Source organism: Natrinema sp. SYSU A 869 (assembly GCF_019879105.1).
In the GTDB taxonomy this organism is placed as follows: domain Archaea; phylum Halobacteriota; class Halobacteria; order Halobacteriales; family Natrialbaceae; genus Natrinema.
The window spans coordinates 631290-656660 of the sequence record NZ_CP082247.1 but is presented as its reverse complement, the minus strand read 5'-3'; the positions used below and the strand labels follow the sequence as shown (position 1 = coordinate 656660).

General features: G+C 60.2%; 22 protein-coding genes and 1 pseudogene. 13 read left to right on the top strand and 10 right to left on the bottom strand.

The features are described from left to right. Nucleotides 1-151: 151 nt before the first annotated feature. From K6I40_RS03000 to K6I40_RS02990, 3 genes are all read left to right on the top strand, one after another. Nucleotides 152-1582, top strand: a complete 1431-nt coding sequence (locus tag K6I40_RS03000) for a sulfatase (protein WP_222912791.1) — start codon at nucleotides 152-154, stop codon at nucleotides 1580-1582. Nucleotides 1583-1812: 230 nt separating this feature from the next. Then, a complete protein-coding gene (locus K6I40_RS02995; RefSeq protein ID WP_222912790.1) occupies nucleotides 1813-2541 on the top strand; it encodes a glycosyltransferase in 729 nt (242 codons plus the stop codon). A 400-nt stretch (nucleotides 2542-2941) separates the two neighbouring features. Continuing rightward, nucleotides 2942-4549 (top strand): alkaline phosphatase family protein, encoded by a 1608-nt coding sequence (locus K6I40_RS02990; RefSeq protein ID WP_222912789.1) that lies wholly within the window; start codon nucleotides 2942-2944, stop codon nucleotides 4547-4549. Nucleotides 4550-4566: 17 nt separating this feature from the next. Here the strand turns inward: K6I40_RS02990 and K6I40_RS02985 are convergent, their stop codons facing one another. Together K6I40_RS02985 and K6I40_RS02980 are read right to left on the bottom strand one after the other, a co-directional pair. Then, nucleotides 4567-5688: a glycosyltransferase family 4 protein gene (locus K6I40_RS02985; protein WP_255681351.1), complete on the bottom strand. Its 1122-nt coding sequence runs from the start codon at nucleotides 5686-5688 to the stop codon at nucleotides 4567-4569. A 15-nt stretch (nucleotides 5689-5703) separates the two neighbouring features. Continuing rightward, nucleotides 5704-6984: a sulfatase gene (locus tag K6I40_RS02980; protein WP_222912787.1), complete on the bottom strand. Its 1281-nt coding sequence runs from the start codon at nucleotides 6982-6984 to the stop codon at nucleotides 5704-5706. A gap of 104 nt (nucleotides 6985-7088) precedes the next feature. Between K6I40_RS02980 and K6I40_RS02975 the strand changes: the two genes are divergently transcribed. Beyond that, entirely contained in the window at nucleotides 7089-8225 is a 1137-nt protein-coding gene (locus K6I40_RS02975; RefSeq protein WP_222912786.1) for a glycosyltransferase family 4 protein, read from the top strand. A 385-nt stretch (nucleotides 8226-8610) separates the two neighbouring features. Here the strand turns inward: K6I40_RS02975 and K6I40_RS02970 are convergent, their stop codons facing one another. Beyond that, nucleotides 8611-8871, bottom strand: coding sequence for a MarR family transcriptional regulator (locus K6I40_RS02970; RefSeq protein ID WP_222913623.1), 261 nt, complete (start codon nucleotides 8869-8871; stop codon nucleotides 8611-8613). A 235-nt stretch (nucleotides 8872-9106) separates the two neighbouring features. Between K6I40_RS02970 and K6I40_RS02965 the strand changes: the two genes are divergently transcribed. The 6 genes from K6I40_RS02965 to K6I40_RS02940 all read left to right on the top strand — a co-directional run bounded on the left by K6I40_RS02965 (nucleotide 9107) and on the right by K6I40_RS02940 (nucleotide 15878). Continuing rightward, nucleotides 9107-9544, top strand: coding sequence for a hypothetical protein (locus K6I40_RS02965; protein WP_222912785.1), 438 nt, complete (start codon nucleotides 9107-9109; stop codon nucleotides 9542-9544). Next, nucleotides 9534-10505 (top strand): hypothetical protein, encoded by a 972-nt coding sequence (locus K6I40_RS02960; protein WP_255681442.1) that lies wholly within the window; start codon nucleotides 9534-9536, stop codon nucleotides 10503-10505. Before K6I40_RS02965 ends, K6I40_RS02960 begins: the two co-directional genes overlap by 11 nt. Nucleotides 10506-10861: 356 nt before the next feature. Next, nucleotides 10862-11932, top strand: coding sequence for a YihY/virulence factor BrkB family protein (locus K6I40_RS02955; RefSeq protein ID WP_222912784.1), 1071 nt, complete (start codon nucleotides 10862-10864; stop codon nucleotides 11930-11932). A gap of 634 nt (nucleotides 11933-12566) precedes the next feature. Then, nucleotides 12567-14159, top strand: a complete 1593-nt coding sequence (locus tag K6I40_RS02950; protein WP_222912783.1) for a hypothetical protein — start codon at nucleotides 12567-12569, stop codon at nucleotides 14157-14159. A 124-nt stretch (nucleotides 14160-14283) separates the two neighbouring features. Beyond that, nucleotides 14284-14922: a hypothetical protein gene (locus K6I40_RS02945; protein ID WP_222912782.1), complete on the top strand. Its 639-nt coding sequence runs from the start codon at nucleotides 14284-14286 to the stop codon at nucleotides 14920-14922. Nucleotides 14923-15569: 647 nt separating this feature from the next. Continuing rightward, nucleotides 15570-15878, top strand: coding sequence for a MarR family transcriptional regulator (locus tag K6I40_RS02940; RefSeq protein WP_222912781.1), 309 nt, complete (start codon nucleotides 15570-15572; stop codon nucleotides 15876-15878). 678 nt (nucleotides 15879-16556) lie between these two features. On the opposite strand, the gene K6I40_RS02935 is transcribed toward K6I40_RS02940, so the two are convergent. Then, nucleotides 16557-17666 (bottom strand): terminase family protein, encoded by a 1110-nt coding sequence (locus K6I40_RS02935; protein WP_255681349.1) that lies wholly within the window; start codon nucleotides 17664-17666, stop codon nucleotides 16557-16559. 471 nt (nucleotides 17667-18137) lie between these two features. Here K6I40_RS02935 and K6I40_RS02930 point away from each other — a divergent pair, with 471 nt between their 5' ends. Beyond that, entirely contained in the window at nucleotides 18138-18461 is a 324-nt protein-coding gene (locus K6I40_RS02930) for a hypothetical protein (RefSeq protein WP_222912780.1), read from the top strand. 134 nt (nucleotides 18462-18595) lie between these two features. Here the strand turns inward: K6I40_RS02930 and K6I40_RS02925 are convergent, their stop codons facing one another. The 4 genes and pseudogenes from K6I40_RS02925 to K6I40_RS02910 form a co-directional block, all read right to left on the bottom strand. Next, nucleotides 18596-19816, bottom strand: a complete 1221-nt coding sequence (locus K6I40_RS02925; protein ID WP_222912779.1) for an AAA family ATPase — start codon at nucleotides 19814-19816, stop codon at nucleotides 18596-18598. A 383-nt stretch (nucleotides 19817-20199) separates the two neighbouring features. After that, nucleotides 20200-20667, bottom strand: a complete 468-nt coding sequence (locus tag K6I40_RS02920) for a nucleic acid-binding protein (protein ID WP_222912778.1) — start codon at nucleotides 20665-20667, stop codon at nucleotides 20200-20202. Further along, a complete protein-coding gene (locus tag K6I40_RS02915) occupies nucleotides 20664-20915 on the bottom strand; it encodes a hypothetical protein (RefSeq protein ID WP_222912777.1) in 252 nt (83 codons plus the stop codon). Before K6I40_RS02915 ends, K6I40_RS02920 begins: the two co-directional genes overlap by 4 nt. A 112-nt stretch (nucleotides 20916-21027) precedes the next feature. Further along, a pseudogene (locus tag K6I40_RS02910) lies at nucleotides 21028-21525 on the bottom strand (AAA family ATPase); the annotation flags it as partial. 499 nt (nucleotides 21526-22024) lie between these two features. On the opposite strand from K6I40_RS02910, the gene K6I40_RS02905 reads away from it, so the two are divergent. Both K6I40_RS02905 and K6I40_RS02900 read left to right on the top strand, forming a co-directional pair. Beyond that, a complete protein-coding gene (locus K6I40_RS02905; RefSeq protein WP_222912776.1) occupies nucleotides 22025-22333 on the top strand; it encodes a MarR family transcriptional regulator in 309 nt (102 codons plus the stop codon). Nucleotides 22334-22724: 391 nt separating this feature from the next. Beyond that, nucleotides 22725-22925, top strand: a complete 201-nt coding sequence (locus K6I40_RS02900; RefSeq protein ID WP_222912775.1) for a TRAM domain-containing protein — start codon at nucleotides 22725-22727, stop codon at nucleotides 22923-22925. Here the strand turns inward: K6I40_RS02900 and K6I40_RS02895 are convergent. Both K6I40_RS02895 and K6I40_RS02890 read right to left on the bottom strand, forming a co-directional pair. After that, nucleotides 22918-23373, bottom strand: coding sequence for a hypothetical protein (locus tag K6I40_RS02895; RefSeq protein ID WP_255681348.1), 456 nt, complete (start codon nucleotides 23371-23373; stop codon nucleotides 22918-22920). The genes K6I40_RS02900 and K6I40_RS02895 overlap by 8 nt on opposite strands. An 853-nt stretch (nucleotides 23374-24226) precedes the next feature. Continuing rightward, complete coding sequence (locus tag K6I40_RS02890) at nucleotides 24227-24526, bottom strand: hypothetical protein (protein WP_222912774.1); 300 nt, start codon at nucleotides 24524-24526, stop codon at nucleotides 24227-24229. Between the last annotated feature and the right edge of the window lie 845 nt (nucleotides 24527-25371).

Genomic DNA, 25371 nt, shown 5'->3' with positions numbered 1-25371 from the left:
GTTACTCTTTCTCTTGCAGAGATTACGCGAACTGTTAGGTTATTCGATCTGTAAATATCAGATTTAAATAGATCCCCAGAGCTAAACTGGTTGTCAGAGCTAAACAGGTATCTTCACAAGCTTTATAACTTCCGTTAGAGCTAGCAATAATATGCGATCAAATATTTTGTTTGTAATTTTTGATACTGCTCGTGCTGACATTGTCTCAGAGATGATTGAAGCAGACGAGTTGCCAGCACTGAAGCGATTAGCGGAGTCTGGCGAGTATTTCTCGTCGGTATTCTCGACCTCACCATGGACACTCCCTTCCCACGCATCTATGTTTACGGGACAGCGATCGCACGACCACGGCGCACACTACGACTCGCCGACGTTTGACCCATCTGTGACACCCCTACCAGCCGCGCTGAGTGACAGTGGCTATCGAACGGTCGGTATTTCTGGGAACCCATGGATCAGCCCTGAGTTTGGGTTCGACGTAGGGTTTGACGCATTGTCAATGAAGTGGGACCTCTTCTGGAACGGCGACGACATCTCCGCTGCCTTCGGGAAAGATAGCTTCAATGAGCAACTATTAGCTCTTGTCGACAATCTCTCTGTAAGGAACGTACCAAAGACCATCCTTAACACGCTGTATGCGAAATTCCTGTCAGGTCGATCTGACAAGGGAGGTCAGCTGACAGCTACTCGTACCTCACGATGGCTTCAAAAGCACACCAACGATGCTGAGCCCTTCTTCTACTTTGTCAACTTTCTTGAACCACACTTAGAATACAACCCACCGGATGAACTGGCAGCCCAGTATGTCTCAGATATAGGGGGGACAAAGACCGTCAACCAAGATCCCTGGAAATACCTCTTCGACGAAGTTAAGATGGGAACCGCTGAATTTGAAGCCCTCCGTGGACTCTACAAGGCGGAGCTCGTATACACTGATAAACTCCTCGGACAGATTCTCGATACGCTTGATGAAACGGGGTTATCAAAGGACACTGCAGTCATTGTCGCCGGCGATCACGGTGAAAATATTGGCGATCACGGGCTGATGGACCATCAGTACGGTCTTCACGACACGTTAGTTCAGATTCCGCTGATTGTCCGTACTCCCCAAGAGAACACCGTTACCGAAACCGACTCACTTATCGAACTTCGTGACCTCTATCCAACAATTCTCTCACTGGCTGACTGTACTATCCCTCCTGACGAGACGGTATCCTCAAACTCGCTGTATGAGGACGGCGAGCGAGAGCACGTGTGTGCAACGTATCTCCATCCACCAGACCGGGACTTAAGCCTCGGCAATCGCCGGGAAAAAACGGACGTTCGAAAACTCATTAATCGGCGACTTCGTATGGTTCGGACGAACAAATACAAACTCATAGACCCTCACGACGGCGAAGCCCGGACAGTTAACGTTGGAAGCGAGGAGGATTCAGACGATACGGACCTCTGCAGTGGAGTCACAGAGAGGTTGCTTGAAATCGCAGATGATGAAGGGTTGCCGCTTGATCCGACTGGCGAGAAGCAAGTCGAACTTTCCGAGCATAGTAGGCAGCAACTAGAGGATCTAGGATATCTATAGATACTGGCCGATTACGCAATCTGAGTAATGAGCGAAAATCTGATTGCTACCGAAGGAGGATCCGAATCCTGATAGACCAGCAACACAATATGTGCTTACCGACATTTTCTGGAGTCTGTCAGTATTAGCGGAAATGTTATCAGTCTCAGGTTCTTGTAGCGGTTCATGCATTACGAATCGAAAATGTTAGATCGGGTTGTATACTACAGATATACTATGAAATCTAAATCATGGTACAATCAGACAAAATGATCCAAAAGCCGGAACGGGTACTGATGTTATCTGGACAACTAGGAGCTGCCGGAACACCACAAGTAATACTGAATATCACGAAACATCTGCGCGATAAGATTAATATTGAAATAGCATATTTAGGGGGAAAGGACGAACTTGTTCCAGAGTTTGAACAGCACGAGATCAATGTTCACCGATTAGGTGATAATCCGCTCTCGGTAAAATCTGTTATGTCTCTCCAACAGCACTTGCAGAAACATAACTACGATCTCATACATACACACATGGTGACAGGTGGTGCAATCGGGAGAGTTGTTGGTAAACTTACCCAGACACCTGTCGTTTCGACAGTCCACACGTCGTATAACAATCGGCCTATGACGGCAAAAGTGCCGGATCTTCTCACGAGTCCATTTGCAGATGCTAACGTGTGCGTGTCTGACGCTGTGAAACAATCGCTACCGACAGTGTACAAACGGTGGGCGCAGACAGAGGTAGCACACAACTGTATTGACGTAGAGCAGGTCCGACAGACCGGCGCTGTCACGTGGAACGACCTTGAGTGGACGACGGATATCGACAGAGATGCACAGCTTATCGTGAATGTTGCTCGATACGACCCGAAAAAGCGCCGAGAAGATCTGATCGAAGCTTTACCACATGTTCTGGAGGAACATCCCCGTGCAAAATTGGTGTTGACGGGACAAGGGCCCCGAAAAAGGTAATCCAAGAGATAGCGGAGGATCGAGGCGTCGCAGACAATGTTGCATTCGTCGGGTTCGTCAAGAACCCCCAGTCCGTCTATCACCACGCGAATGTTGTTGCGCTACCGTCAATCTCGGAAGGATTTAGTATCAGTATGCTTGAAGCGATGGCACATGGGAAGCCCATCGTCGCCACTGATATCCCGCCATTCCGTGAGGCTCTCGGCGAGAACCATTCCTATGTAGAACCGCGTTCGCCCACGGAACTCGGGGAGAAACTGCGATTGGTTCTCTCGGATAGTAGACAAGCAGAACGATTGGGTGATCGAGCGTACAAACGTGTTCGCGAGAATTTCTCCGGAGAGGCTGCGGCGAAAGAGTATAAAGAGATTTACCGTTCAGTGATACAAGACACGCAGGAATGACGGAAAAGTCACCGACGATCCTTGTTGGTCTTGACGGACTGGACTGGGACGAGATCGACAACTGGATCAACGATAGCAGCCTCCAAACTCTCAGTAGTCTTGTTGACAGTGGAGAATCTTCAGATCTCAAAAGTACTCATCCTCCTTGGACACCATGTGCTTGGCCGTCTCTCCTCTCTGGCCGAAACCCCGGCAAGCACGGTGTTTTCGACTTCTTCACTCGGGATGGCAATGAGAAGCGACTCATCGAACGCTCTGACGTCGATTCTCCGTACCTATTCGAGGCAGCTGACCCTCATGATCTCACCTCAGTAGTCATCAACTATCCTGTCACACACCCAGTACCAGAGATGGAAAATGGAGCAGTCGTGCCTGGATATCTCGCTCAAGAAGATGTATCGTTCCATCCGGGACACCTGAGAGAGGAGTACGAAGCAGAGTACGACGAGTACGTTATCTACCCCGAGTACGGAACTGACGACGACACTGTCAGCGAATACGTCGATGTCGCCCGTCACCGCCGAGACATGGCCTACTTCCTCGACGAACGCTACGACTGGGACCTGATGGCCGTCCAGTTCCAGGTCACCGACTCGATCTTCCACGATCTCGACGACCGAGACGAGATTCGTCAGGTCCTCGAGAAGGTCGACGAGTTTGTCGGCGATATTATTGAACTCGGCGGCGACGATCCATCTGTTTTCATTGCATCGGATCACGGGATGGGCGACTACGAGTGGACGTTTTACGTCAATTCGTGGCTGGCCGAACAGGGATATTGTGAGACGGCGACGGGCGATGCGCAGTACTTCCGACAGCAGAAGGATGCTCTGAAGGGGAAAGACAACGAGAACAATAGCACTAGTCCACTCGAGAGCGCAGTCGGAACCACCGCGAACGTTCTCTCGAAAGTCGGCCTTTCTCCACACCGTGTCCACCGTGGTCTCTCCACAGTCGGGCTCGCAGGAGCGGTCGAGCGGTTTTTTCCCGAAGATGCGCTCGTAGCCGCGCAGAATCAGGTCGTCGATCACGCCAATTCAGAGGCGTTCCAACTGTATTTCAACAGTCTCGGTGTACACCTGAACGTCCAGGACCGCGATCCGGACGGCCAGATTCCGCAGTCGGAGTACGAGGAGACGCGCACCGAACTCATCAAAAAACTCGAGCAGGTCCGTGATCCCAACGGCGAGCTGGTCTTTGAGGCAGTCCGCCCCCGCGAAGACGTCTACGAAGGGAAACACCTTGAGGACGCACCGGATATCGTCCTCGTCCCGCGGGACTACCAGTACGATGTGAGCGGCTCTATCCTCGATACGTTCCGGCGCTATCCTCACAAGAACCACAAGCCGGATGGGATCCTCCTATCGAACCGCGACCTGATCTGCGACGATCACGCCGAAATCTACGATATTGCACCGACTGTCGCAGCGGCACTCGGGATTCCTGTGGATACGAACACGGACGGCGAAGTCCTGCTCGGGGACATCAATGAGATCGAGTACGCGGACTGGGATGAACTCGCGGCGGGATACGTGAACGAGCAGTCCGATGCGGATATGTCGGGCGTCGAAGATCGACTCGCCGATCTCGGCTATATGGAGTGAGAAAACGAATCCTGCGCTCAGCGTGTCGACGCGATCCGCTCGTAGATGCGGTTCGTCCGTTCGGCCACCCCTTCCCACGAGTACTCAGCTTGCACGAGGTCGTAGGCGTTCGCAGCCCACTCTTGCCGTGCCTCCGGGTTCGACAGCGCGTACTGCATCGCGTCGCCGAGCTCGGCCGGCGACTTCGGCGGAACGAGGTAACCCGTTTCCTCGTGGTCGACGAACTCGGCGATTCCCTCGACATCGCTCGTGATGACTGGCACCTCGGCCGCCCATGCCTCAAGCAGCGTCAGCGGGTGCCCCTCCCACACGGAGGGTAACACGAACAGGCTGGCACGCCGATAGTACCGAGGGATCGCCTCGTCGGAGACCCGCCCTTCGAAGTGAACGCGATCGTCGATACCCAGTTGCTTCGCCTGCGCTTTCAGTTCGTCACTCTTCGGTCCAGTACCGACGATAACGAGGTCCGTGTCCGGAATTTCGTCTGCGATTCGATCGAAGGCCTCGATAAGATCACTCACCCGTTTTTTGGGTGCGAGACGGCCAAGGAACAGGATTTCATCACGCTGCTCGACATCGACGTCGAATCGCTCGAGGTTGACGCCGTTCGGAACGCAGGAGAGATCCGTGTGGTGGTCGCCGAGCAGGTCGAGATGTTCGGTATTGACCGAGATGACGTGATCGTAATCGAAGTTGAGGATGAATAGCCGCTCGAGACGACGCTTAACGTGGGACAGAGCAGACTCATCGCGACCGACGCCGGATGTCAGTGCTGTCCCGTGAACTGTAAAGACGGTTGCTGCATCGGTTACTGCCCCTGCCGTCCGCGTCGGGACTGCTGGTAAGAACGTGTGACCGTGAACGATATCGAAATCTTCCGTGACAAGGTGTGGAAGCGGTGTCACGAGGGACGAGACGCGACCGATCGGGTTCCAGTACTCCGTCGATGGCTTCAACCGATGCACTCTCACGTTGCCATTGGCGAACGTCTCCGTGTTGGTGTGGGCTTGCCCGTCCATGTCTAACGCCCGCGTATAGATGTCGATCGTATGGCCGAATTGATCAGCGAGCGCTACTGAAAGCTCCTTGACGTGGACTGGACCGCCACCGGTTCGTGGCCACCAGTCGTCTTGAATCATCGCAATTCTCATGATTTACTCTTTATATCCGAGCGCACTCAATCGTCGTTCGATTTCGTCGTCTACTTCGCCGTCATCTGCCGCTGCTTCACCGTTTTCGCGTCGAACCCGCTCCGCAATATGGGCCTCAAGTTCCTCGCGATGTGACCGACTCGTACACGACGTAAACTCGAGTATGTCGTTCTCTCGATCGCGTTCGCAGAAACATGCGCCATCAGCCGTCCGAAGCGCGTACCGACGGAGGTGGCTATGCTCATCTTCGCCACGTGCTTGGAGAAATACTGTTCGATCGACCGTATCGCTCTTACCGCCTAACTCGAGCAATGACTGTCCCTCACTCTGCGTAGTAGCACCGACTACGTCCTCGAGTGTCGCAGCAACGTCTAGTGTACTCGTCGGTGACGCCACCTCTGAGCCGTCAACGCCACCCGGTGGACGGACGAACAGCGGCACATGCGTAATCTCGTCGTGCAGGTATCGTGGGTGCTCGTAATAGCCGTGTTCCCCAAAGGCGTCGCCATGATCAGCTGTAACAATCAGCAACGAATCCTCGAGCAGATTCCGCTTTCGAAGCGATTCCAGAAACTCTCCGATCCGTTCGTCGTTGTACCGGATTTCGGCGTCGTACAGATCGATCAACAGTTGGCGTTCTTCATCCGTAATCGAATCCGGGTCCTTGATCGCACGCTGGTAGAGTGATTGAGCTTTGCTATCCGAAACCGTCTCCTGACAGTACAGCCGCTGGTAGTCTTCCGGTGGTTCGTATGGACCGTGCGTATCCATGTAGTGATTCCAGAGGAAGAACGAGTCGTTAGAAGCCAACGAATCAACCCACGAGAGAGACCGATCGTTGATCTCTTCCGCTCGAGCATAGTGCCGATTCCGCAACTTATCCAATGCTCGCTGGGCTAGCGCAACAAGCTTGTGCTGCCCGAAGTGGAGGTCGTCATCGAACTCGTCGAATCCCTGATCGAAGCCATATGCTCTCGAGACGAACGGATTCGAGTGGAAACCACCAGTCTTGAACCCTGCCTCCGAAAGCCGAGACGCGATCGTGTCCGCCACGAGCCGATAATTCGCGTCGATGGCGACGTCGGGATACTCGCCAGTGAGTAATGCGGGGACTGCTTCGCGGGTGTGAGAACTCGCGCTATAGGCCTGGGTAAACCGAATCGACTCTTCGGCGAACTCATCTAACACGGGTGAGGTATCCCGATGATAGCCATAACAGGAGAGATGATCCGCCCGGAGGGCGTCCGCCGAAAGCAAGATCACATTGTCCGGCTCTATACTCATTACTCGTGAGAACTGGTGGGAGGGTGTTATAATTTTAGACTTCGAGACAACACACCGATGTCATACCGTAAGGTCATTAGCACCCGTTCGCCTACCTGTCATCGATGGATATCGGTTTCGTGACGAACGTTGTTTTTCCTTTCGTGAAAGGCGGTGCGGAAAAGCGCATCCACGAAATCGGCACTCGCCTTGCAGCAGAGGGGCACGATGTCACGATTTACGGCCGCCACTTCTGGGACGGTCCACAGGTGATGGACTATGAAGGGATGACACTCTACGGCGTCGCACCGGCGCAAGAGCTCTACGAGGACGAACGCCGATCGATCACGGAAGCGATTGACTTCTCCGCTCGGTTACTCCCACATCTCCGACGAAACGTCGACGATCACGATATCATCGTCGCATCTCTCTTTCCTTACTTTCCCGTCCTCGCCTCGAAGCTCACCACCCTCGGAACCGACACGCCGCTAATCACAACTTGGCACGAAGTCTGGCTCGACTACTGGGATGATTACCTCGGTCGGCTTGCTCCCTTTGGCAAGGGCATCGAGCGACTCACGGCCAAAACGCCACACTATCCGATCGCCGTCTCGAGCGTCACCGCCGATCGACTCACCGAAATCGGCCCGTCCCGGGATCGGATCGAGGTCGTCCCGAACGGAATCGACGTGAACCAGATCGAATCGACAGAGCCGACAAGTGATGGCTTCACCGTCCTCTACGCGGGCCGCCTGATCAAGGACAAGCACGTCGATCTGCTCCTCGAGGCCTTCGACAAAATTGCACACACTGTCCCCGACGCGACCCTCGGCATCATCGGTGATGGGCCAGAACGCGATCGCCTCGAGAAACAAGCCCAAGCCCTCGAGCACGCCGACCGCGTGACGATGCTCGGATTTTTAGAGGAGTACGACGACGTACTCGCCCACATGCGCGCGGCGGACGTCTTCGCCTCGCCTTCGACCCGCGAAGGCTTCGGGATCACGTTCGCGGAGGCGATGGCCGCGGACTGTACCGTTATCGCAGCGGAGCATCCCGAATCAGCTGCCTCCGAGGTCATCGGTGACGCGGGCTTCCTCGCGTCTCCGACCGCCGACGACCTCGCAGCAGTACTCGAGCGAGCCCTCACTGGCGAGCGGCCGAACACGGAACCCACGGCCCGAGCCCAACAATATGACTGGGATACCGTCGCTGAACAAGCGGAACAGTGTTACCGTCGTGCGATCGACGACGAGTGGTAGACTCGCAAGCTACTGCGGAACTGATCGGGAACCATCTCTCGAATGATGGGATAACATAGTGCTTCAATTTTCATCGCTCTCCAGAGCCGTTATTTTCGTCCAGGGAATCCGACTCCCGTACCCCACCGAGGGGCGTGTACCGCTCTTTCACGTATTCATGACTGCGCGGATGGTCTAGGAGCCCCCAGTAAAGCAGTGCCCGGTGCAGCCGTAACCCAAGGCGCTTTCGGAGGCCCATACGATCACTTCAGCGGAGATCGGCTAATACGAATGGGGCTATCTCTTTCAACCGGTATCGGTTTGAAGTGATCGACCAAGCCACCGCGGGCGGGGCTTTCTGAGTAGTAGCAATCAAAACGAGTAACGCAGTCGAAGTCCGATCAAACTACTCGTCAATCTCGAGTTCGCTCACGTCGAGTTGGCCCTCGAGATATGCGTGCCCGGTATCCGTGAGCTGATAGAGGCCGGTACCAACGGATTCCAGAAGATCTGCATCAGCGAGTGTCCCACATCGCTTACCCACATACTGACGATCGTAGTCGATGTTCGCTGCAATCACTTTTGGAGAAACTTGGATATGGTGCTCGTCGAAGAAGAGCAGAATCTCGTAATCAACAGGAGCCATCCATGGGACCCGCTCGACCATATATTCGCGATACACCGCCAGCAGCACAGAAAAACCAGTAGCATCTCGAGGGGGTAAAACACCATTTGCAGTCTTAACCAAACGCCATATGTAGTCAAGATTTATGTCAGGGGAGTGCATCGTACCGTGTACGGAAGCTCTACGTGACTCTCTCGGTTTCAGAGTTACAGAATAGCGGATCGGTGTTTGCGGCACCGAGTCCGCGAGAAGCTCCCGTAACCTCCCTACGGAAGCCATGTCAAACGACGATTCGCGGGGTCTTGAAAGCCCCGACCGACCACACGCATCGACGCCGACCGCTCGAGCCAGCGATGGCAAGATCACTGACGACTCCATCCGCGAACGCCTCGAGTCGATCACCGAACTAACCCGAAGTATCCTCACGGACGTCCGAACTGCCGACGAGACCACCGAGCTCGCGATCGACGACGAGACGTACCGCGAAACGACACGCCGACTCCGAGAGATCGATGCGGAAGCGATGCGCGTCGGCCTCGAGCTGTTCGGATCGGGGGTGATGCTTCCCGAGCGGTCGGACGACGGTGATCCCCCGACGGTCATCGGCTGTGACTCGCTCACGACGACCTACCGTGGACCAGCTCCGGGGACCGTCGACGACGTCGAACGCGCTGACGACCCAACACACGAGCAGGGTGATCGCGATGGGGAGTGACTCGAGCGACCAGCAGCCCCTCGTGCGCGAACTCGAGGCGCTCCGCGATCACGTGACGGCCCTCGAGGACCGCGTCACCGATCTCGAGGCGGAGTGCGATCGGAAGAACGAGCGCATCGCAGCCCTCGAAGAGGAGTGCGATCAAAAGGACGGCAGAATCACTGATCTCGAGCACCGATTGACCGAGTGCGAGTCCCGGGCGACCGAGACGAACCGCGCCGCCGAGGCCGCACTCAGGAAAGCGGCCGCCAACAAGGACCGCGTCCGGGAACTCCAGTCTCGCGAACTCGAGAAGGGAGCTCACCTCCGAACGGACACCGTCACCCCCCACGAGATCCGGATCGCCGGCGATCGCCTCGAGAAGTTCACCAAAGACGACGGACGCCCGTACTACCGCGTCCCCGACTCGAGCGATCCCCTGGACGGAACCGACACCGTTGCCCTCGCCCACGGAGACCTCCTGCCGATCCAGCAACTCGCGCGGATGGATGCGGACATGCGCCGATCGACCGCCAACTCCCTCCCGACGCGATTGGCCGCGAAACTCTGGCAGGCTAGAACTGACCCGACCGTCGGCGACGATCCCTGGATGGACGGCTGCAAATCCATCGACGAGTACGTCACCGCCTCCGACCTGAAACACTGGATCCGCCGACAGGAAGACGGTATCAGCGAAACCTACGCGAAGAAACTCGTCTCGAGGACGATCGACGCGGTCCTCGAACTCTCCAAACACCGCCTCGCGGTCCGCAAACGCACGCAACGGAAGAACAGCCTCGAGTACACCGAGCGCCGGGTGATCCTTCCGAGAGACGCCGAGATACCCGGTGAGACGACGGCGCCGAGTGCCAGTACGGGAATTAACTCACATATCGGTCCGGACTCGAGCACCGCGGTCCCGACTGACTCGAGCACCGATGCGAAGGCGATCACGAGCGAGACGGCCTCCGAAGACAGCTGACGTCTTCGGATGACCATGGACACGACCTGGTGAACCCACCTCGAGAGATCGAGACACCCCCGCTACGACACCAGTGACCATCATGCTGGCGGGTGTAATGTCGGTTCGGTAGCTGTGGGTGTCCCCGCTCGAGCAGTCTCGGCAGTCACAGAGTAGCGACGGCTTCGAATACCTAACGGGAGACGACGGCTGTCCACGGAGAACAGTTCCGGAGCTCGATGCGGTTGACACTGAAATGAAAGTGATTTCTGACAGACAGGAAGTCCACCTGAAGGCCCTGAAGACGGCCGTTGCCCATGGAAGGTGGACTGCATCCAAGCCCATGGACTAATTGTCCGGACTGTGATACGGAAACCATGAATACCGAGTCGGCTGTGTCGCAGGCGAAGGTAGTCAAGACCGTTTTTAGCGAGAAGAACATCACCTTCCTTGCCGGGAGTATCGCCTACAGCGCGTTCATCTCGCTCGTTCCGCTGGTCATGTTCTTCCTCCTCGCGGTATCGTTCGTTGATCCCGGACTGCAGCAGCGGGTCATCGAGCTCGCTACCAGCAACGTCTCTCAGTCGGTCGGCGGGGTTATCGAGGTGATGATCGAACAACAGTCAGGCGCCGGCGCCGGATCGACCGTCAGCGCGTCCATCATCGGGATTCTCACGCTCGTCTGGGGGGCGCTCAAGGTGTTCCGCGGGATTGACACCGCCTTCTCGGAGATTTACGAGACGACCACGCAGGAGTCGTTCGTCGGCCAAATCAAAAACGGACTGCTGATGCTGATCACTCTCACGCTGGGGATCATCGCGATGGTCGTCGCCACCAGCGTGGTCGCGTTCTTCTCGTTTGTCCCGTTCATCGAGTTTGCGGTCCCCCTGCTGCTCGTCGTCGGGCTCGTTATCGCGTTCTTCCCGATGTATTACCTGTTTCCAGAGATCGACGTCGAGCCACGGGACGTGCTCCCAGGAACGATTGTCGGGGCCGTCGGCTGGGCGGTCCTACAGGTGCTGTTCCAGGTGTATGCATCCCTGAGCGGAGGTGGGGGCAATCTTATCGCGAGTATCATCCTGTTAGTCACCTGGCTGTATTTCAGCGGCGTCATCCTGCTGCTGGGTGCGGTGGTCAACGCAGTCATCATCGGTCGTGCCAGCGAGGTTGTCGAGACGCGGATCGAACCTTCGGTGCTGGATGCAGACATGAACCGCGACGAGGTGGCGGCGTACCTCTCTCAGCTCCGGGAGGATCTTACCGATCACTCCGAGGGGACGTCTCCAACGAACGTCGAGGGAATGCATTCGGTGAACGAGACCACCGTCGCCGAGCGCAACTCGCCACAGGAGCCCATCTCCGTAACCGAGGGGACTCGAGAGGACGAGGACGGAACGACCCATGAGGTGCGCCTGCGATGGCGCTCGGGCAGCAATCGCGAGGAGTAACCTGCCGAATAATCAAACCCAGAATAGCCTGCTCTAGGGTTGGCTATTCCGTATTAGATTCTATTATAGCCAGCGAAGCTCGAGTCCTCCCTCGAGACCTACCTGTAGCGAAGGAACGGGCTGACAGCACTGTTAACTCGAAAGGGTACCCGCCTCGCGCGATACGTTCCTTCGAGCAGCGGTCTCTAGTCGCACGATATGAGCTAGGCGGTCATAGCGTTGGTGTGGCGAGAACGAAACGAAGCCACGCTGGGACCGATTTGTGGACACGAGAGATACAAGTGGCCTATCACGACCGGTGGCAGTGAGGTACTCGAGGCTGAAACCGCGCTGTCTCGTGTCTTGGCGAGATCCAGCAGCGCAGCCCGTTTGGTGTGCCGTTCGACGGAGGCTACGGACAAATCCGGTCGCAGCATTCATGCTGCCGCGATCCGCTGTCTCAGTGGCACCACTCACCGTTTCGTTGTGGCTCGCGACCGAGGGTGCTGGCGACCGATTCAATACGACTGGTGGCGTCTTGTTGACCTCCTTCCCGCCGTTCACGACGAGGTGGATGCACACAGAACGATTATAAAATAATACATATATACAATATTTTCGCCAATATTATTAATAAGCTCTCAAAAATATCAGTATGGATAGACGATCGGTCTTAGCGGGTACTGGAATTATATTCTCTACGACACTCGCTGGCTGTTCCGAGGCTGAGGACGAGTCTGAAGAGGAAGCTAGTGGTGACATCGAAGATCAGGATCGAGACGAAAACGATGGCCTGAATGGGAACAACAGTACTAACGATACCGATCAAGAGGAATACGAAATCCAGGGCGAAGAGGAGCAGGATCAAGATCAGGGCGACGCTGAAGACGATGAGGACGCCGAACCAGAAGAGCAACCAGATGTAATCCTTCCTGATAAAGCAGAAGAGCATCTGGACGTTCTCAATCACGCACTCGACTCGGACGGGGCCGGGTGTGAGTTTGCCGCGGAACTCGAACGAATCAGCAGCGACGACGAGTACCACGTCTCCTTTGAGACGAAGGTAACGCTCTATTCTGACGACGGTGAGACGATCGCAGAAAAAGCTGGACCAAGTGTTGAGAGGGGCGAGCTCGGTGAGGACGAGAATCGATTCTACACGGTCAGTTTCAATGACTGCGAAGGTACTGACCAGTATACGTTCGAGGTCGTGAATTTTAGTGCTATCATCTCTGCCGACGCGATAGAGGCTGACGTCGACATCCATCCCGAACTCGAGGACAAGATCGAAGTCGACCACGGGTTCAACTGGGTAGACGAACCCGGGAGTGGCCAGTGTCGGGTCACTATCGGTGTCACAAACGTCACTCACGATTACGTCGTCAGTGCGACCGTGAATAGCGATGATCTCGATCGTGGGTTCACTAACCTTGAGCCAGGCGAATCAGATGAAAAGGAAATTGAGGGATCCTGTACCGAAGACGTCGAGAGTTATCTCGTTCAGATTGGAACGTCGGACTATGAGATCGAAGAAGCTGAACTGGTCAACGATCACAACGAGGAGATCGATGCAGAGGGGGAAGTAATCCTCTCCGAGAGAGCTGCAGAGCATCTGGAGGTTCAGGATCACGCACTCATACGGAATGGGTCAGACGAGTGTGAGGCCCGCATAGAGGTCGAGAAAACCACTCCCGAAACGTACCTCCTCTCCTTCGGAGCTGAGGTGAGTGTCTATTCGGATGATGGGGAAGAAATTACGCGGATAGGTACCCCTGGCGGACCGGGTACAGGCAGAGAGCGTATTGAAAAAGGCGAGAGGCGAATTTACTCGAGTATGAGCTTAGAAAACTGTGAGGGGGCAGCCGAGTATGAAATTGATGTTCGGCGTGTTAGCGTTTCTGTCCCGATCGACGAACTTGAGCCTGACTTTGATCTGGACCCTGAGCTCGAAGGGAAACTTGAAGTGATAGATTCCTCGATCTCCTTCGAGATTGGCGGTACTGAGTATGCTCCAGTCTATGACGCCGAATACAGTAGCAGGTCCGCGACAGTGAAGAACGTTACTGCGGACTATCGGCTCACCGTGAGAGGACCGGACGGTGAGCACCGGATGAAGACTGTCGACCTCGAACCGGGCGACACAGCTGACTTTGCACTTACAGGATGGAAGCGTTCGGTTTCTGTTGGTGACCTCACGTATGGATTCGAGATCCAGGCAGAAGACGTCGAAGAGATTGGTGGTTCGTAGCGCAACTCCTCTCTGGTTTCGAAGAGAGAAGCCAATAGTGGGTTGGAGGGCTAATCACTACTGGGGGATTGCGCTGTGCGAGAGCTTCGACAGGGCTTATGAGCACTCTCAGTGGAGACGACGTATGCAGGCCGCGCTCCTTGCCGCCTCGCTCGAGCAGCTCCCACGCGTCTTCCACAGCGAAGCCGATTTCAAGCAGGCACTTGCGTGGGCACTCCACCGGCAGTTCCCGTCGCTGACGATCCGCGCCGAGTATCCGGTCGGCGATGTCATCGTTGATCTCTGGCTGGCCGACGGCGAGACCACCATGGCCGTGGAACTGACGTCTCCAACGAAGCCGTTCGAGGCACAGCCGGCCGACGAGACCTTTCAGTTTGGCAATGACCCGACGGATATGGGCTGCTATGCGTCTCTCGCCGATCTCGAGCGGCTCGAAACGCGTGTCGCGGCCGGGCACTGTGATCGGGGTGTGGCGGTGATACTGACGACCGACACCCTTACATGGGACAACCAGTCCAGCGGGGCGAATGACGACGCATTGACACTCTCTGACGGCCGGACTGTCGGCGGGCGGCTGGCCTGGCCCGAGGCGGCACGTCGGCGTGCGAGTCAAGATCGCGTCCTCGAGTTGGACGGCGACTATACGCTCGAGTGGCAGGCGTACGCCTCCCAGCATCCGGCGCGTGCGAGCGGCAATACGGCGTTCAACTACGGTCTCACAGCAGTGGCCCCATCGGCACCGACGGCAGCCGCGTCCTGCTGATGCGTGGGGTGCCTGGGCACGGGCCGAACGGCTCGGCGGGCGCCCTGTCCTCTCGTGGCAGTCTGCACCTGCCCCATCCGGCCCACGGGTCGGCGTCTCCCCACGCCGCCGGCTCCCCAGCCGGCTGGCGACGCGGCCGGATTTGGCGTCGCTCGAGCCGCACGCGGCGTGGCTGGTGTCGAGCACCACACCGGCGCCCAGTCCGGATCGGTCCTATCGGGGTTCCCCGACCCACCAGCGGGCCGGCGCCCACCGCCCGCGAGTGGTGGTGTGGGCCGTGGCTCGCACCTCCTGCTCGCGGCGGTTCACTACGGTATAGGCGCGTCGCTAATCGGTAGCCGCTGGGTGCGCCCACTCGAACGGTGACTGCCCGCCGCGCGAGGCCGCGATCCGGACGAGAGACAGAGAGACTGCGCCAGCCATGGGGCTCGGTCGCGCACCGGCCGTTCGTGCCTCCAGCCGCTGGTCGCGCAGCGTTGTGCCGCGCTTGAGCAGGACGTCCGGATTGGTCCGGTCGGCAGCGTCGCCGGTCCGGTCGTGCGTCTCGATGGCGGCGAGGTTAGGGCTACCGCCTTGCGGTCCGGGCGAGGAGAGACGTCACCCTCGAGATTTATACCATGATAGATCATTATCTACCATGTTGCGCCATGACTTCCTGCTCACGGCAGACAGCCTTGGCCGTGCTTGTCACACACGGTCCGCTCGAAATAGCGTCGCTTGCGGCCCACTGTGAGGCCCATCCACTGACGGTCGCCCAACGGTGTGCCGCCCTGCAGTCGACTGGCGACGTCCGCCAGACCACCGGTGGCGTCTACGAAATTACTGCGGCCGGCGAAACCCGGCTGGCGGAACTGGCCGAGCCAACTCTCCCAAGTGAGCCTGCCGCGACGCGACCGACTATCTCCCGCGAGCGGTATGTTCCGTGCGACATCTCTGGTACCGTCGATGAGGAGTAGCTCACGCGTCTAGGCCGTCACTGGCTGCTGGCGCCCCTTTGCCCTTTGGGTCACGCGATCACCACCGGCGCCACGCTCGCACTGCTCGAGGCTGCGATCCGGACGAGAGACAGAGAGTGAGAGTGAGCGCGCCAGCCGTGGGGCTCGGTCGCTAACCGGCCGGTCGTGCCCCCACCCGCTGGGAGCGCAGCGGCCGCCACCCGCTCACCGCGCCACGGCCACCGGCCGCCGGTTAGTCGCCGGATCGGTCGCCGCCATCAGCCGCCTCGGGGTCGTCCGGCGGCGCCCGGCGCTTGCCGGTCGGCGTATACCGCTCGCGGGCCGCCGCTCGCCCGCGTGGGTGACGTAGCAGCCCCCAATAAAGCAGCGCGCGGTGCAGCCGCAATCCAAGCCGCTTGCGGCGGTCCATGCGCCCCCTTCGGTAGCGAACGTCGTATAGCTCCCCCCGAGCTGGGTCCGGTAGCCCGTTCGGACGGCCGTCACCGGGTGCCAGTGTCGTGTCCGCTTACTGCGAGCCGCCTTCCACAGGGGCATCTGACCGCCCACCGCGAGCGGCTGTCCGAGGCTGGGCAATCGACTCCATGGCTCCGCGGCGAGGAGACGGGCCGCGACCGCGAGGGCACGGGCGGCGGCAGCCGGCCGGCTCGTCACCGAGTAGCGACCAGTACTCGCGGGCACTTATCGCCCGGCGACGCTCATGCAGGCGTAGCGCAGCGCATCGAGACAGTGGTCCTCGGCGGTCGCCTTGCCGACGTGGTCTGCCTTGTAGCCGAGGAACTCCCGGATCAGGTGCTGGCAGCGCTCGGAAATCAGGAGCCCAACGGTGGGCTGTTCTGATTGCGTTGCCTCAGCGCTGGCTGTCTCGCCACAGGGTGGCTCGCCCGCGCGCCGCGTTTCCCCCGTCGGCGACGAGAGGTGGGTGCCGCCGGGAACCCCACCCATGACCATGATTACCTTCTCACGGTTGTCGACGGGCAGATTGCCGTCGGCCTCGAGGCGTTTGCGCACCTCGGCGATCCCCTCGTCGAGGTCCTTCGTCGCTTTCTCGGCGGAGTAGCCCGCGCGGTTGAGCTTGTCGATCTGGGCGGGTTCGTGATCGCAGTAGATCGTCCCCCGTGGCTTTCCGTTGTCGGCGAGCCAGGCCCGGACGTCCTCGAGGTGACTTTCCGACTCGTAGAACGCGTCGAGGACAACGAGTTGCTCGTACGACGTCTTGCCGAGTTCGAGACAGACCCGAGGGTCGTCCCAGCCGGCGTCGTAGCCGTAGACCCGCCAGCTGTCGCCGGCACGCTCGCAAGCGGTGGCATGGGGGATCACATGTCGATCGCGGCTGAAACCGCTGTAGACCAATCCCTGGGCGGCGGCGAACCCCCCGCGCAGCGCCTGGGCCTCACGGTCGGTGTCGGCGTACTGGCGTTCGAAGCGCTCGCGGGTGCCCGGATCGAGATACGGGTTGTCGAGCGTCGACGCCCGCACCACCTCGATGGCGAGCCCGATCGGGTCGCCGGTTTTGTCCTGGCGCTGGCCGAGGATCTCCCAGGCGTCGTTGTAGCCGTTACCGGTCAGCGTCCAACACTGCACTTTCGGCCCGGCGACGCCGCGCAGCCGGCTGCCGAGCATCTCGAGGAGGTCGTGGAGGTCGGCCTCGTAGTGGCTGGGCTCGTCGAGCCAGATGGCGCCGAACTCGTCGCCGGCGTAGCGGTTCCAGCTGTCGGCCGCCCCGAGGATGATCGTCGCGCCGGTGGTCAGCGTCAGTCGGTTGGCGCTGCGGGTGTAGTCGGCGACCACCGGCGAGGTTTCGGGCCCGTTGTGGGCCCGTGTCACCATCGCCGTCCGTGTGCCGGGCAAGCTGGTCGAACAGGATGCGAAACGTGCTGTCGCGGGCCTTGGTGAAGTCGACGCCCATCGCCAGAAACCGGCTGTCGGGGTGGGCCAGCGCCTGGGTGAGCAGCCAGCGCGCGCCCAGGATGGACTTCCCGCTGCCATACCCCGCGAGGCAGGCGACGAGATCCGCTTCGCCGCCGGTGAGCGCCGCGAGACACTCCCGTTGGGCCGCCCAGAGATCGTAGGTGAGCGTGGCCGTCTCGGGATCGTAGTCGATCCCCGTGGGCCGGGCCTCGGGGGCGGCGTCGCGCCACTGGACCGTCACGTCGGTCGGGGCGTCGTCTGGTGGCCCCTCCAACTGGTGTTTGAGGGCCGCGAGTTCCCGTTCGAGTTCGCGTTTGGTCGGATCGCTCATCGCGGTCCTCCGTCGTCGGCGTGCAGCAGGTCGAGTTCCGCGGCCATCTCGTCGAGGTCCTCGTCTTTGAGCAGCTTGCGGTACTGCCCCGAGAGATAGCCGAGCGTGCGGATCCACTTGATCTGGAGTTCCTGCTCGGCGGCCGTGTCGGGGTCGCTGGCCGCGATTCGGTCGTGGGTGAGTTCGATGGTGTCGGCGAGGCGGTCGAGGACTGCCTCGCGGTCGGTGCGTTCGGAGGGGGACTGGATGCCGTCATGGTGCGGGGAGCCACCACTCAGCCAGCACCGGCCACGCGCCGCAGCCGGTCGCGACCGGACGGTGTGGGTGGGCGGCTCATGGGATAGTGTTCGTGACTGTCCGGTATAACTTGCCGGATACCGAAGTGAAAGTGAAACAGGTAGCGGCGACTCTTGCCCAGAGATGAGTAAGAATGTCGTCTGAGACGCTTTATTCCAGTTTCATAGGAAGCTGCCCTGACTTAAGTATCGTTGACAGCGGCGAACGCCGGCGACGTCGCGGCGTAGGGTTCGATCGCCTCCCGAACCCAACCGGGGTCGAACGTCGTCTCGATCTGTTTGACCCGGCCGTCACGGCCCCGTGAGTCGATCCAGGTCTCGAGGAGGCCCATCGTCTCGAGATCGGTGACGGCCTCGCGGATCGTGCGCTCGCCGAAGCGGAGGGCGGCCGGGACCTGGTCGCTCCGCACGATTTCGTGAATCTCCGCCGTCGTCACGGGCTGTTTGATCGTCGTCCCCTGATCCCAGCCCGTCACGCCGGTGAGCACGAGGAAGTGGTTTGCCGGCAAGGCGAGCAGTTTCGCGATGGTCGCCTCGCGTTCGGTCGCCTCGAGGTTCGCCGCGATGCACTCGTCGGTCACCCGGGCGAACCCGCGGTCGTTGGCCGTCTCGCCGGCCTGGCGAAAGAGCGTCAGAGCCTTCCGGGCGTCGCCCCACCGCCGGGCCGCCTCCCGGGCGCCCTCGTCGCGGACCTCCGTCGGCACCGCGCCGTCACGAAACGCCTGCTCGAGTCGGGGCTTGAGGAGTGCCGCTAACTCATCGGCCCCGTACGGCGGGAAGCAGACCGCCTCGTCGCTCATCGCGCTTGCGACGCGGCTGTCCAGCCGGAGGTCGACCTCGAGCAACTCGTTGCTCACTAGCCAGACCGAGAGCGAGATCCCGCGGGCGAGCTTCCCCTCGCCGCGGAGCAGCCGGTAGAAGAACTCGTTGGGCTCGTAGTTCGTGTCGTGCTGGACGTGGTCGATCTCGTCGAGCAGCAGGACAGTCCACTCAGGATACGCCTCGAGCGTGTCCCAGATCCCCGTGAAGACGCCATCCAACCCCTCGTAGGCACCCTTCTTGGTGCTGGTCAGCGCGTACAGGATCTCGTTGGCGGCGCTAAAGAGCGTGCGACACTCCTTGAGATTCACGTACTCCACCGCAACGGCGTCGTGGCGGGCGGCGAACTCGCGGCAGACCCGCCGCGTCGTCAGCGTCTTGCCGGTCCCCGGCGGGCCATAGATGGAGACCGTCGGCGGGAGATAGCCGTCGTGGACGCCAGCGAGGATCGTGGCGAGATCGCGTTCCTGGGCACCGCGGGCGAGGATCTCCGCAGGCTCCGCGAGCGGATCGAGCGCGCCCTTGTCGGCGAAGACGCTGTCCGCAGGTGCGGTCTCGGCGAAGAGGTCGTCGTACTTGCTCATACGATCGCAATTGACCGTGGTAGTGGCGTGCCAGCAATGAACGTATCGCCCGTGCGCGACCGGTGCCGGTCGGACCGGTTCGGTGGTCGACGCTGCAGCCGACGGCGTGCCCCACGCAACTGCGAGCCGACTGCCGCATACCGGGGCAGGCGCTCGTCGGACTGCTGGTGCCCGTACAGGGTCAACGCGGGGCGAACGCACCGGCATAGTCGTGCACAGCCGTTCGGGATCGCTGATGAGCGTCGCATCGTAGCGCGGTCGGGAGTACCCGTGGGAGTGGCGTGCTAGCAACGACCGTCTCACATACCGGCCCGATAGCCACACTGGTGACGTTCGGGCGAGACCTCACCGCACGCGTTCGATCGGGTCACGGGCGACCGACGTCAGGACGACGCCTCGAGCAGCGCAATCCCTCGCTCCACGACTGCGTCCGTGATAAACAAGCTCGTCTCTGCCTGAAGCGCTCGCATGTGGTCGATCGCCGTCGGTTTACTGAGCTCGCCACGGCTATACGCGAGCACGAGAATCCCGATCGACCCATGCACCTCGACACCGCGCTCCGCAGCGGCGTTCCGGGCTGCAAGGTCGTCGGTCAGAAACACCGCTGAACGTTCAGCCGCGACCGCAAGAGCGGCTGTCTCGCCGGGATCCAACTCCACATCGAGTGCGGCCGCGTCGGCCTCGACGAGTTCGTACTCGATGTCGCCGAGCGCAGGCGGAACCGTGCCCGCCGCGAGTTCATCGTACACTGTCTGTGGAAGCAGAACGTGATCGATGGTCGAGAGCACGTGGAGCACATCGATCTCGTCGAGATGAATAATGGGCCCCGTGTCAGCGACCGCGAGACTCACGCATCGAGCCCCCACTGCACATCGTCGGAAACCGCCTGCAGTTCGCGTTCTGCACGCTTGACCCGGTCCCGACCGACGAGTTCGATTGCCGTCTCTCGATCGATTTCGTCGTTCACGTATCGCGACAGGACGACCTCGATCCAGAGGTCTTCGACGCCACGCTCGAGGGCTTGTTCGAGGATCTCCGATTCGCGTTTTCCTCGTGCGTCGGCGATCTCTTGCACCCGCTCGGTGAGATCCGTGGCCATATCTGAATACTCGCTCCGTACGACCTTAAACAGCAGTGGATACACCATCGTGTCCGACGGTGTCGGCCGTTCAGGTGTGGACGCGACAGCGATTGCTTCCGCAAGCGCGGGTGCCCTCGCCGCACAAGAGCCAGTAGAGGAACTCGTTCGCGTCGTGGCGGACGTGGTCGATCTCATCGAGGAGGAGCACCGTTTAGGCGGGGTAGTCGGCGAGGGCCGCCCAGAGCCCGGCGAAGACGCCGTCCACCCCCTCGTAGGCCCCCTTCTTGGCGCCGGTCAGCGCGGCCAAAATTTCGTTGGCGGCGCTGAACAGCGTCCGACACTCCGTGAGATTCACGTACTCCACCGCAACGGCGTCGTGGCGGGCGGCGAACTCGCGGCAGACCCGCCGCGTCGTCAGCGTCTTGCCCATGCCGGGCGGGCCGTACACCGCGACCGTCGGCGGGAGGTAGCCGTCGTGGACGCTAGTGAGAATCCTGGCGAACTCGCGTTCCTGGGCGTCGCGGGCAGAGATCTCCACGGGCTTCGTGAGGGGATCAAGTACCCCCTTGTCGGCGAAGACGCTCTCATCCGGCGTGGTCTCGGCGAAGAGGTCGTCGTACTTGCTCATACGAATCGCGGTTAGCCGTGGTAGTCGCGTGCCACCAATGAACGTAGCGCCCGGCTGCTCGCCCGGCCGATAGTGAGTCCGGTGATCCGAGTGGCGGTCGCGGTCGGTGGCTCGCCACGGGTGACCACAGGCGAGGGCCGTCGCGCAGCGCGTAGCTGCCCGTGACGAAACCTCGAGCAGCTCGTTGCTCAGGAGCCAACCGTGCGCGGGTTTATGCTCGCAATAGAGCCGGCCTGCGGGCCGCTCCCCGTGGTCATGTCAGGCGAGGACGTCCTCGAGGTGGCGCTCGGTCGCGGACCACTCGTCGCAGACGACGTGCTGGTCGCGCAGCGTTGTGCCGCGCTCGAGCAGGACGTCCGGACTGGTGTCGGCAGCGTCGCCGGTCCGGTCGTGCGTCTCGATGGCGGCGAGGGGAGGGCCACCGCCTTACGGTCCGGGCGAGGAGAGACGTCACCCCGGGATTTATATCATGATAGACCATTACATACCGTGTTGCGCCATGACTTCCTGCTCACGGCAGACGGCCTTGGCCGTGCTTGCCGCACACGGTCCGCTCGAAATAGCGCCGCTTGCGGCCCACTGTGAGGCCCATCCACTGACGGTCGCCCAACGGTGTGCCGCCCTGCAGTCGACTGGCGACGTCCGCCAGACCACCGGTGGCGTCTACGAAATTACTGCGGCCGGCGAAACCCGGCTGGCGGAACTGGCCGAGCCAACTCTCCCAAGTGAGCCTGCCGCGACGCGACCGACTATCCCCCGCGAGCGGTATGTTCCGTGCGACGTCTCTGGTACCGTCGATGAGGAGTAGCTCATGCGCCCAGGCCGTCACTGGCTGCTGGCGCCCCCTTTGGGTCACGCGATCACCACCGGCGCCATGCTTGCACTGCTCGAGACCACTCGCGTCACGCTGGCCTCCGGTGGGGCGATCGCCGGCCACCCCAAGCAAGTGCCCAGCAACAAGGCCGACCCGAAGACGCCGGCCTCGCCCGACGGCCGCGACAAACCCACACGCTCTGCTGTAGTACAGCGGAACTGGCCTGAACAACCCGGCGGAGTGATCGCCGCTCTCTTGTCTTCCGGCGTCTCAGCCCGGAGCGCGGGAGTATGTGGCGTTTGTAAACGTACTCGTCCGCCAGTCTCCACAAGAGCGACTTAGCACCACGATCGCTCTGACCCAGGACCGATCCCCCCCTGTTGAGATGGGCAAACAGCGTCCTGTCGATATCGAAGATAGTGGCGACCAGGGAGACGGTAGCGCTCGCGGCGAACGAGGGTATGTGAGCATCGGCCCAGATGCTGCGGTGAATGAGCTGGGAACGGTCGAAATCAAGACCGGCAACCCGAATGTGGCCTTCGGCGAGGTCGGTGAGCGTCACGCCCACTCCGAAGAAGTCAGATAATCTCACTTAAATTGAGATCGGAGAGTTCGTATGTGAGATACACCGTGTCCTCTTCTTGAGAGTATTCAAGGAGGTTTGCTTCTTCCAGCTTCGGGATATGAGAATGATAGAGGTCCAGATAGATCTCCTTCACATCTTCACCTGGGATCTGCAGAAGCGTCGCGGCATCATATTCCAAGCGTGCTACTTCGTCGGCTAGATCGGCGAGTGCCATCGGAGTCCGATATCTCTCAAGGCAGTACAGGGTGAACCGGCGCCGTTCGTGCGAGAGTATCTCACAGAGAACGTTCTTGGACAAGTGCTGCATTTCGACGTTCCGGGTGGCATTCCCAACCATGTAACTAGTTAGCATCCTGCGATCTGATATAATATTACCGATCCATACAACCGTGTGCAGGCGGTGACCGGCCTGTTCCAGCGGAACGATGTGTGTCTCTGGCTGTTCCACAGTACCAGCCGTCCAGCGGCCGCTTTGGGTGGGAACGGCCTGTCTCGAGCCGGGAGTAGCGGACAGTGCGAGAGCCCCTGCTGGGGTGGCGGCCGCGTGTGCCCAGATGCGACTACCGGTGCTGCCACCCTGGCGCTCAAGCGCCCAAGGCGGACTCGGGTCATCGCCCGCGCACTCGCTGCTCCCACGCCGTCAGGCGCCGCTCGCGGCGCGATCGGACGCCGTCGCCAGCAGCGACGGCCACTGCCACGCGCTTGGGTGACCACGGGCTGTGGCCAATCGATCGCGGCGCGGGCTGGGAGGACCTGCCCCCTGGTCGGCTATGAGCAAAGACAATCGCGAGTTGTTCCACGCCTCGGTGGCTCATCGTACTGGCGCTCACTCCGTGTCGCCACATTCATCTGTGCGGCATCTCGCGACCCGTGAAGTTGATAGCGTCCGCGCGTGGGCGTCGGACGGAGCGAATGCGGTCAGAACCGATACCCAGTCAGAGACCGTTGTACTGCTCGCTCTGACAGACCGGGTGTCGCTGCAGGCGTGCGCAGAGCCGCCCATCTGCAACTCGCATGTATGCAGGCCGTGCCGTAGTGCGAATGTGGGACTTGTCGGCCCCGTCTTAGAGCGCCTGGATCGCATCGGCGATAGCAGTGCCCTGTCGGTTGAGCTACTTGCGAGGTCTCGAGCAGTGCCAGACAGGACGAGGGCGCTACGGGCGTCATCGGAGGCAGGCAGCTCGGTCTGCATGGATGGAGCGCCTAGAGTGCACCCATCCACGAGACCCACCCACGAGTGAAATCGCTGCCGCCGCTCGAGCGAGTCGATGGCGGCCGCGACAAGAGTCGGGCCGGATCACTCAGGGACCATCTTCCCGCTTGCCGTCTGTGCCGAGCGGGCGAAGATCGTGCGGATGGGACGGGACCAGCATGCCGTCGTCGGTCCGCACATCGACACACCACGACTGCCGTGGATCGTCCAGCTCCAACAGCTCGTCCAGGTCGTCGCCACCCACTACGTTCTCGACAGTCCCCCACTTGCCATTGTGGCGGCGGTCGACATCGTCAGGCTCAGCGATCGAGATGCGGACCCGGTCGCCCGGTTCAAACGGTGCTCGCTCGCGTCGTCGGTCAGTGAGGGCAGTGTGTCGGTCAGGCATCGTTGGTCGTCCTCCGTGGGAACGGGCCACAGGGCTGTGCTTAAACCCCCACCTCTCCCCTCTCGAGGGCGTTCCGTTCCGGGCAGGTCTTCTCCGTGATCACGTCCGATCGCGACGAGTGACGCTGTCACCCTGGCGGCGCGAGACGAGCCTATCGTGGGTTGTTGCGCAGCAGGACTTGGCTGGCATCACTACCGTCACCGAGCGTCAGCCCTCTCGATCAGCCCGCCCAGCAGCTAACTGAGGTGAAAGTGCCAGTCCCCACCGAGACGGACACGGTCACAGATCATGGCGACTCCGCATCTGCCCGGCACTGACAGCGAGCCGAGCACCACTGGTCTTCCGCTCGAGGCCGCGATTTGGACGAGAGACAGAGAGTGTGACCACGCCAGCCGTGGGGCTCGGTCGCGTACCGGCCGTTCGTGCCCCCAGCCGCTGGGAGCGCAGGGCCGGACGTCCGCCACTGGTGGCGGGCCGTGACTCGACGCCTGCGGCCCCACTGCGGCGCCCCACCTGGTCGCTGGCCCCCATACAGGCGTAGCGAACCGCGTCGAGACAGTGATCGGCGGTCCCCGGTGTCCCGACCTGTTCTTCCTTGTAACCGAGGAACTTCCGGATCAGATGCTAGCAGCGATTGGACACATGGGGCTGACCGCGGGCTGTTCGGACGCGGTCGTGGTGGTAGATGGTTTACCCGCTCGTTGGGTCTCTCCGGTCGACGACTGGGGTGGTGTAGTTTGACATATCCCCAATCGTCATTATCACCTTCTTATGGGTGTCGACGACCAGATTGTTGTCGGCCTCAGGTGGTGGCACACCTCCACGAGCACACCCGGCTCGGCCGC

Coding starts and splice junctions, on each gene's coding strand:
- K6I40_RS02985 (WP_255681351.1), bottom strand. CDS start 5,688: ATGATTCAAGACGACTGGTGGCCACGAACCGGTGGCGGTCCAGTCCAC.
- K6I40_RS02960 (WP_255681442.1), top strand. CDS start 9,534: ATGGGGAGTGACTCGAGCGACCAGCAGCCCCTCGTGCGCGAACTCGAG.
- K6I40_RS03000 (WP_222912791.1), top strand. CDS start 152: ATGCGATCAAATATTTTGTTTGTAATTTTTGATACTGCTCGTGCTGAC.
- K6I40_RS02965 (WP_222912785.1), top strand. CDS start 9,107: ATGTCAAACGACGATTCGCGGGGTCTTGAAAGCCCCGACCGACCACAC.
- K6I40_RS02990 (WP_222912789.1), top strand. CDS start 2,942: ATGACGGAAAAGTCACCGACGATCCTTGTTGGTCTTGACGGACTGGAC.
- K6I40_RS02945 (WP_222912782.1), top strand. CDS start 14,284: ATGCAGGCCGCGCTCCTTGCCGCCTCGCTCGAGCAGCTCCCACGCGTC.
- K6I40_RS02940 (WP_222912781.1), top strand. CDS start 15,570: ATGACTTCCTGCTCACGGCAGACAGCCTTGGCCGTGCTTGTCACACAC.
- K6I40_RS02950 (WP_222912783.1), top strand. CDS start 12,567: ATGGATAGACGATCGGTCTTAGCGGGTACTGGAATTATATTCTCTACG.
- K6I40_RS02975 (WP_222912786.1), top strand. CDS start 7,089: ATGGATATCGGTTTCGTGACGAACGTTGTTTTTCCTTTCGTGAAAGGC.
- K6I40_RS02905 (WP_222912776.1), top strand. CDS start 22,025: ATGACTTCCTGCTCACGGCAGACGGCCTTGGCCGTGCTTGCCGCACAC.
- K6I40_RS02955 (WP_222912784.1), top strand. CDS start 10,862: ATGAATACCGAGTCGGCTGTGTCGCAGGCGAAGGTAGTCAAGACCGTT.
- K6I40_RS02890 (WP_222912774.1), bottom strand. CDS start 24,526: ATGCCTGACCGACACACTGCCCTCACTGACCGACGACGCGAGCGAGCA.
- K6I40_RS02980 (WP_222912787.1), bottom strand. CDS start 6,984: ATGAGTATAGAGCCGGACAATGTGATCTTGCTTTCGGCGGACGCCCTC.
- K6I40_RS02970 (WP_222913623.1), bottom strand. CDS start 8,871: ATGGTCGAGCGGGTCCCATGGATGGCTCCTGTTGATTACGAGATTCTG.
- K6I40_RS02925 (WP_222912779.1), bottom strand. CDS start 19,816: ATGAGCAAGTACGACGACCTCTTCGCCGAGACCGCACCTGCGGACAGC.
- K6I40_RS02900 (WP_222912775.1), top strand. CDS start 22,725: ATGGGCAAACAGCGTCCTGTCGATATCGAAGATAGTGGCGACCAGGGA.
- K6I40_RS02995 (WP_222912790.1), top strand. CDS start 1,813: ATGGTACAATCAGACAAAATGATCCAAAAGCCGGAACGGGTACTGATG.
- K6I40_RS02915 (WP_222912777.1), bottom strand. CDS start 20,915: ATGGCCACGGATCTCACCGAGCGGGTGCAAGAGATCGCCGACGCACGA.